This window comes from Vibrio furnissii CIP 102972, from assembly GCF_000176175.1.
Taxonomy (GTDB): Bacteria; Pseudomonadota; Gammaproteobacteria; order Enterobacterales; family Vibrionaceae; genus Vibrio; species Vibrio furnissii.
In genome coordinates, this window is record NZ_ACZP01000006.1 from 55,496 (window position 1) to 62,397 (window position 6,902).

Here is a 6,902-nt window from a genome sequence, read left to right on the forward strand (position 1 = left end):
ATGACTCTTGATATTTCAAAATATCCGACACTGGCTCTGGCAAATTCGCCGGATGAATTACGCAGCATGCCAAAAGAAGTGCTGCCGACGCTTTGTGATGAACTGAGAACCTATTTGCTCAACTCAGTCAGTCAATCCAGCGGCCACTTGGCTTCTGGTCTTGGCACCGTTGAACTGACCGTTGCGTTGCATTACGTCTATAACACCCCGTTCGATCAACTGATCTGGGATGTCGGCCATCAGGCTTATCCGCACAAAATTCTGACGGGGCGTCGCGAACAGATGCCAACCATTCGTCAGAAAGGCGGCCTGCACCCGTTCCCTTGGCGTGAAGAGAGTGAATACGACACCTTGTCGGTAGGTCACTCTTCCACGTCGATCAGCGCGGCACTGGGCATGGCGATTTGCGCAGGCCAAGAGGGCGAAAACCGTAAAGTGGTGAGCGTGATTGGCGATGGCGCGATTACCGCCGGCATGGCATTTGAAGCCATGAACCACGCCGGTGATGTCCACCCTGACATGCTGGTGATTCTGAACGACAACGAAATGTCGATTTCAGAAAACGTCGGCGCACTGAACAACCATTTGGCGCAATTGTTGTCGGGTAATCTTTACACCTCGATTCGCGAAGGTGGCAAGAAAGTGCTCTCCGGCGTTCCGCCCATCAAAGAGTTGGTTCGTCGCACCGAAGAACACCTCAAAGGCATGGTGGCTCCGGGCACTCTGTTTGAAGAGCTGGGCTTTAACTACATTGGCCCAGTGGATGGCCATGACGTTCTGGAACTGACCAAAACGCTGAAAAACATGCGTGAGCTGAAAGGCCCGCAGTTCCTGCACGTGATGACCAAAAAAGGCAAAGGGTATGAGCCTGCGGAAAAAGATCCGATTGGTTACCATGGCGTGCCCAAATTCGACCCAAGCCACGACTGCCTGCCAAAAAGCACCAGTACTAAACCGACTTTTTCGAAAATTTTCGGTGACTTTTTGTGCGACATGGCCGCGCAAGATCCCAAGCTGATGGCGATCACGCCTGCCATGCGCGAAGGCTCGGGCATGGTGCGGTTCTCAAAAGAGTACCCATCGCAATACTTTGATGTGGCGATTGCTGAGCAACATGCGGTGACCTTAGCGACCGGCATGGCGATTGCTGGCCATCACCCCATTGTGGCGATTTACTCCACCTTCCTACAACGTGGTTACGATCAACTGATCCACGATGTGGCGATCATGAACCTGCCAGTGATGTTTGCCATTGACCGCGCGGGTCTGGTGGGAGCCGATGGTCAAACGCACCAAGGAGCCTTTGATCTGAGCTTTATGCGCTGCATTCCGAATATGGTGATCATGGCGCCTGCCGACGAAAATGAGTGTCGTCAAATGCTCTACACCGGCCACCAACATCAAGGCCCAAGCGCCGTGCGTTACCCTCGTGGCAATGGTATGGGCGTCGCGCTGGAAGAGACATTCACCGCGCTTGAGCTGGGCAAAGGTCGCCTCATGCGCCAAGGTGAAAAAGTGGCGATTCTGAGCTTTGGCACCCTGCTGCCCCACGCGCTGCAAGCCGCCGAAGCGCTCGATGCTACCGTGGCGGACATGCGTTTTGTGAAACCGCTGGATGAAGCCCTCATCACCGAACTGGCCAACACGCACGATGTGCTGGTCACGCTGGAAGAGAACGTGGTTGCGGGCGGCGCCGGTGCTGGCGTGGTGGAGTGGATGATGAAAAACAAGCTCATCAAGCCTGTGCTCAACTTAGGGTTGCCGGATCAATTTGTTCCGCAAGGCACTCAAGACGAGATGCATCACGAACTGGGCTTAGATGCCGAAGGCATTGAACGCGCGGTGCGCGATTACCTCGCAAAATAAAATGCGGACTGCATGAAAAAAGCCTTCTCCAAGAGAAGGCTTTTTTATGGCTGAAACGACATCGCTGACAAAACCTTGCTAGGCGGATGGCTGCGGCGCACACCAGTCAAACAGGGCAAACAAGCGCTGCCAAGTGGCATCAAACCCCGCGCGCAGTACCAGTTCTTGTTCGGTATACGGATGCACGAAACGCAGTTCGCTGGCGTGTAGCATCAAGCGATGCGCGTCATACACCTCTCGGTACAGGCGGTTGTGTTTGCCATCACCATGGGTGGTATCGCCAACAATTGGATGACGCAAATGCGCCATGTGGCGACGCAACTGGTGCTTGCGCCCAGTTTTCGGCTTCATTTCCATCAGGCAATAGCGCGTGGTGGGAAACTTACCCGTCGAATGTGGCACTTCCACTTTAGCAAGCGGTTGATAAGCGGTGACCGCGTCTTGCGGCGCTTTATCTTGCTTGGCAAATTTATCGGCGATTTTATCCAGCTCTTCTTTGAGCGGATAATCCAACACATCCCCTACTTCAATCCAGCCACGCACAATCGCATGATAGGTTTTTTCCATTTCATGGTTGGCGAACATGGGCATCATATTCGCCGCTATCTCACTGGACAAGGCAAACACCAACACCCCAGAGGTGGGGCGATCCAGACGATGCAACGGGAACACATGCTGACCAATCTGATCGCGCAGCGTTTGCATCACAAATTGCGTTTCGTGTTTATCCAACCAACTGCGATGCACCAACATACCCGCAGGCTTGTTGACGGCAACGATGTAGGCGTCCTGATAAATAATCTCCAGCATTACAGCGATACCTTATCGAGTTGATATAAGACCTGCATGACGGCAGCAAACTCTTGGCGCTCTTTCCACGCCTCTTCAAAATAGGGCGACAACGTAAAACCTGCGGGCAACGCCATCTGCTGCTCAATCATCTGCTGCATACGCGGCACAAAAATCCACTGTAGCCATTCGTGCGGCGCCAGCGTATCGATCGCAAACGGCTGAGTGCTTTGCAACGCCTGCACATCGGGCGCCGAATCTTGCCAAGCTCCGGATGCACGCAGTGCCTCTTCCAGTTGCTGCAACAGTGTGAAAATTGTGGCGGCGGTCATTATCTTTACTTCCTAGCCTTGAATTAGCGGCGAATGATACCATCTATTGAACAAAGAAAGTTAGGACCAATTTGCTCCCATGGATACCATTCATACTCTCAGTGAGCTGCTAAAAAATAGCGGCTGCCAATATCAGGTGTTTGACTTAGGACGCCGCATTCAAGCGATTGATACCGCGCAATTTGAACAAGTGGAACTCGGCCACCAACCTTACCCTTACCCGCTAAAACGCACGGCGCATTTGGCGATTGTGTATTGGAACGAATCCAACCAACCTTGGATCTGGTTTTTGAAATTCACGCTGGATGAGCGCGGCTTGTTGGCGCAAGCCGATGTGGGTCAATTCATCAAATACGTGATTGAAGCCATGGGCACGCGACTCAATCAGGAGATGAGCGACGAGCAGCAACAAAAGCTGGCCAACAACCCTTACACCTTCAAACCGGCCGACGACAAAATGGCGGTGTTCCACAGCCAAATTCGCGCCCAATTGGGGTTACCATGCAGCCAATACTATGAACACGCACAGCACTATTTCACTGGCGATTTGGGATGGGAGAATTGGCAAACCGTTGGCTTACAAGGGATCACCGATATTTGCGCCCGCTTAGGCCAAGAACAAAATGGTGTTTTGCTGCGCAAAGCGCTCAACCACCTGCCGCCTCAGCCATTGTATGCACTGCTCGGTGCATTGGAGCACATCGCGCTGCCAGAAAAACTGGCTGCACGCCTTCAAGAGCATGCCGAGGCACAAATCGCTGCTCACGAGCCAGATCTGTTTTTACTTTCAGCCCTCGTACGTGCCTTGTCCGGCGCTCCGGCGGCAATACAAAGTCAAGTATTGGATGCGGTGTTAAACAGCCCGCGCTTGAGCCACCCAGAAGTGCTGATTGGGATTGCTGGCCGCAGTTGGTCGATGCTTGCCGACAGCGGTCGCGCTCAGCGCTTTTTATTGCGTTTGGCACAAAGCGGGAATCAGTCGTTGTTCAACCAGTTGTTTGCGGATTTGGTGATGCTGCCTGAGCTGCGCCTCGTGCTCCTGCCGTTGCTACACACCAGCCCGTCCCCAGAACTGGCGCAAGCCCTGATGAACCTGCAACAGTCGACGAAAGGGTAAATGCATGATTGGTGACCTGTTGAGCATTGTGCTGTTTAGCCTCGTCTGCTTTGCATTCTGGCAACAGCGTCGCCAGTCCGAACTCGCCAAAGCCCGCATTGCGCGCAAGTGCGACGAACTCGAGCTGCAACTGCTGAGTGTTTCGTTTGGGCACCACAAATGGAAAACGCCCGATCATCGCTGGCGTTGGCATACCGTGTATTATTTTGAGTTTTCAGCGCTCGGTAACGACTGCTATCAGGGCCATTTGATCATGCGCGGTTTTACGCCGCAGGCATTCCATGTGCCACCGCATCGTATGGTGTAGCTGTTTCTTCTTTCAGCCACGCAAACTCGTAATACGGGCCAAATGCGTCTTCATTCACCCCCAGCAGGTGAAAACCGAGCTTGTGTAAAATCGCAATCGAGGGGTAATGCTGCAAATTCACGGTCGCAGAGACCTTCTCTAAATGGAGTCGTTGACATATTTTGGGGAAAAACGCCAACAGCGCTTCACTGGCTAAACCTTGTCCCCAATACGCTTTGTCAAAGATATACCCCAGTTCAGCCTGCCCGTCTTCTATGGAGACAAACACATGGCCCATGTATTCGCGGTTGTAATTGTCCAGGACCGCCATGGCATGGAGCGTGGGGTCGTGCAGCACACGTTGAAAGAGTTGTTTTGCGGAGGCGACCGTTTTCGGGCCGTTCATCTGAGCGCGGTTTTTCGCACAGCAGTTGAGCATGAGGAAATCAGACTCAAACGATTCTGTGTAAGGAATAACAAGCGTTCTGCGTGTCACTATTGTCACTGACAATCCTTGTTTACAGCAATTCCGAATAACCAAATTGGCCCTTCCTAGCCCTAGGAAAGTAGCCGAAAATTAAACCAACTGAGATGACATCGTATTGATCTGGATTGCGATTTGTTCGTTATTTTATAAATTGATTCGCACGAATCGCATGGCCTGACATCAACCGTCAGGATAGCGCGTGGCACATCACGCTTGGAAAGATTAAGAAAAGCCCCGATACACGGGGTATCGGGGCTTAAGTCTTACTCGCAGCAGTCCGGCTACTGATGATTGCTCCATGCATCATCCATAATAGTGACAGAATCCTTCTGCCTCGTCCTCGCATCGCCGTCCTAGCGGTGTCCGTTATTCCCTATTGCCAACCGTTCCTGATCAGCACACATCACTTGTTCCCTGAGCGGTGTCCTTGCCATCATCCTGATGGGGTTCCGACCTCATCCCGAGGTGTCCTGTGCAGTCCTTGCCAGTTTACTCCGTGTAAACCGTCGATTCCGTTCGAAATCCTGCCATCCGTGTGACGATGTATCCGTTATCGCCATCTTCATCCTGAAACCACCGTCCAGTGGTGAATCCAAATCCGTGTCAGTTCCCTTCCGACAGGGTTCAATTTACGCCACTGCGTTTTTTTCGCAATGCCCCCCAAAACATTATTTTCATCCCAAAAGAGAACGCACAAAAACAAACACTAAAAATCAAATACTTAAAACGATTACATCGCATTTTTCTCGTCACGAAAATCCATTGTCTTACACATCATGTAAGAGATCTCTTACAACGCATTCCCTCTTTTGCTCGCCATGAAATATCAGTAAGATCACCCCAATGACTCAAAAGGGACAAACAATGCTCACCAAAGACGTAACTCAAGAGCTGGAAGCGATTCTGACCAGTCTCCACCACGAAGGCAAAGAGCCCAGCGTGGCCTTAGTGAAAGCCCGCTTGTCGACCTCGGTGCCGATGCCCGCGCTGATCACCATCATCAAAAGCTGGAAAAGCGCCCATCGCGTGCCCAAAGTGGAAGTGGCTGCACCGTCGACGACGGAAAACGATCGTCTTAGCGCACTGGAACAACAAGTGGCTGAACTGACGCAGCGCGTGCACGCGTTGGAAGCACAATTGGCAGGTCAATCATGATGAAATTATGGGTCGATGCGGACGCCTGTCCGAAAGTGATTCGCGAGACGCTGGTTCGCGCCGCAGAACGCACAGGGATTGAATGTACGTTTGTGGCCAACCATTTGGTGCCGGTGCCCAAGCGCGACAACATTCGCAGCCTGCAAGTGGCGAGCGGATTTGATGTGGCCGACAACGAAATCGTGCAACGCGTCGCGGCCGGAGATTTGGTGATCACATCCGACATTCCTCTGGCCGATGAAGTGATTACCAAAGGCGCGCTGGCACTCAGCCCTCGCGGTGAGCTTTACACCAGCGAAACCATCAAAGCGCGCCTCAATATTCGTGACTTTATGGACACCATGCGCTCCAGCGGTATTCAAACCGGCGGCCCGGCCGCACTGTCGCAAACGGAACGACGTGAATTCGCCAACCACCTCGACCGCATTTTAGCCAAGCACCAGCCGCGCTAAGCGGAAATAAAAAAACCTGCGCTGAGCGCAGGTTTTCGTTGTCATTGACCGTCATTTGTTTATGGTCAATCGCTTATGGCGTGTAGTACGTCGCAGCACCCGGGCCCACCGGCAAACCGAACACAAAAACCCACACGTAGAACAGCAGACTCCAGCCAACAATAAACATCACAGAGTACGGCAGCATGGTGGCGATCAACGTACCAATGCCCAAGTTCTTCATGTAGCGCGTAGCTACCGCCAAAATCAAGCCGAAGTAGCTCATCATCGGCGTGATGATGTTGGTGGTCGAGTCTCCAATGCGGTACGCCGCTTGAATCACTTCGGGTGCGTACCCCACCAGCATCAGCATCGGCACGAAGATCGGTGCGGTCACCGCCCACTGAGCCGACGCAGAACCAATCATCAAGTTAATGAA

The 6,902-nt window shown here is 52.6% G+C and carries 9 protein-coding genes; 5 read left to right on the forward strand and 4 right to left on the reverse strand.

Going from position 1 to position 6,902, the window contains the following annotated elements; translation table 11 throughout:
- Positions 1–1,866, forward strand: coding sequence for a 1-deoxy-D-xylulose-5-phosphate synthase (dxs, locus tag VFA_RS00825; protein ID WP_004723992.1), 1,866 nt, complete (start codon positions 1–3; stop codon positions 1,864–1,866).
- Positions 1,867–1,944: 78 nt separating this feature from the next.
- Here dxs and truC read toward each other — a convergent pair whose 3' ends face one another.
- Together truC and VFA_RS00835 are read right to left on the reverse strand one after the other, a co-directional pair.
- A complete protein-coding gene (gene truC, locus VFA_RS00830; RefSeq protein WP_004723994.1) occupies positions 1,945–2,676 on the reverse strand; it encodes a tRNA pseudouridine(65) synthase TruC in 732 nt (243 codons plus the stop codon).
- The gene (locus VFA_RS00835) at positions 2,676–2,987 is read right to left on the reverse strand and encodes a YqcC family protein (protein WP_004723995.1); all 312 of its coding nucleotides are present in this window, start codon (positions 2,985–2,987) and stop codon (positions 2,676–2,678) included. Before VFA_RS00835 ends, truC begins: the two co-directional genes overlap by 1 nt.
- A 79-nt stretch (positions 2,988–3,066) precedes the next feature.
- On the opposite strand from VFA_RS00835, the gene VFA_RS00840 reads away from it, so the two are divergent.
- Positions 3,067–4,104, forward strand: a complete 1,038-nt coding sequence (locus VFA_RS00840; protein WP_004723997.1) for a DUF3549 family protein — start codon at positions 3,067–3,069, stop codon at positions 4,102–4,104.
- A 4-nt stretch (positions 4,105–4,108) separates the two neighbouring features.
- Positions 4,109–4,411: a DUF3301 domain-containing protein gene (locus VFA_RS00845; protein ID WP_004723999.1), complete on the forward strand. Its 303-nt coding sequence runs from the start codon at positions 4,109–4,111 to the stop codon at positions 4,409–4,411.
- Here the strand turns inward: VFA_RS00845 and VFA_RS00850 are convergent.
- Positions 4,368–4,895, reverse strand: a complete 528-nt coding sequence (locus tag VFA_RS00850; RefSeq protein ID WP_172475402.1) for a GNAT family N-acetyltransferase — start codon at positions 4,893–4,895, stop codon at positions 4,368–4,370. The two genes, VFA_RS00845 and VFA_RS00850, sit on opposite strands and share 44 nt — an antisense overlap.
- Positions 4,896–5,741: 846 nt before the next feature.
- Between VFA_RS00850 and VFA_RS00855 the strand changes: the two genes are divergently transcribed.
- Positions 5,742–6,032 carry a hypothetical protein gene (locus VFA_RS00855; RefSeq protein ID WP_004724002.1) on the forward strand — a complete coding sequence of 97 codons (291 nt, stop codon included), beginning with the start codon at positions 5,742–5,744 and terminating at the stop codon, positions 6,030–6,032.
- Positions 6,032–6,484 (forward strand): YaiI/YqxD family protein, encoded by a 453-nt coding sequence (locus VFA_RS00860; protein WP_086027248.1) that lies wholly within the window; start codon positions 6,032–6,034, stop codon positions 6,482–6,484. The genes VFA_RS00855 and VFA_RS00860 overlap by 1 nt, the downstream gene beginning before the upstream one ends.
- Positions 6,485–6,557: 73 nt before the next feature.
- Here the strand turns inward: VFA_RS00860 and VFA_RS00865 are convergent.
- Positions 6,558–6,902 (reverse strand): AbgT family transporter (locus VFA_RS00865; RefSeq protein ID WP_187380387.1); only part of this gene is annotated, 345 nt, incomplete at its 5' end.

What these genes read in the sequence shown, in the direction of transcription:
- dxs (WP_004723992.1), top strand. Translation starts at nt 1, where the DNA reads ATGACTCTTGATATTTCAAAATATCCGACACTGGCTCTGGCAAATTCG.
- VFA_RS00835 (WP_004723995.1), bottom strand. Translation starts at nt 2,987, where the DNA reads ATGACCGCCGCCACAATTTTCACACTGTTGCAGCAACTGGAAGAGGCA.
- truC (WP_004723994.1), bottom strand. Translation starts at nt 2,676, where the DNA reads ATGCTGGAGATTATTTATCAGGACGCCTACATCGTTGCCGTCAACAAG.
- VFA_RS00860 (WP_086027248.1), top strand. Translation starts at nt 6,032, where the DNA reads ATGAAATTATGGGTCGATGCGGACGCCTGTCCGAAAGTGATTCGCGAG.
- VFA_RS00855 (WP_004724002.1), top strand. Translation starts at nt 5,742, where the DNA reads ATGCTCACCAAAGACGTAACTCAAGAGCTGGAAGCGATTCTGACCAGT.
- VFA_RS00840 (WP_004723997.1), top strand. Translation starts at nt 3,067, where the DNA reads ATGGATACCATTCATACTCTCAGTGAGCTGCTAAAAAATAGCGGCTGC.
- VFA_RS00845 (WP_004723999.1), top strand. Translation starts at nt 4,109, where the DNA reads ATGATTGGTGACCTGTTGAGCATTGTGCTGTTTAGCCTCGTCTGCTTT.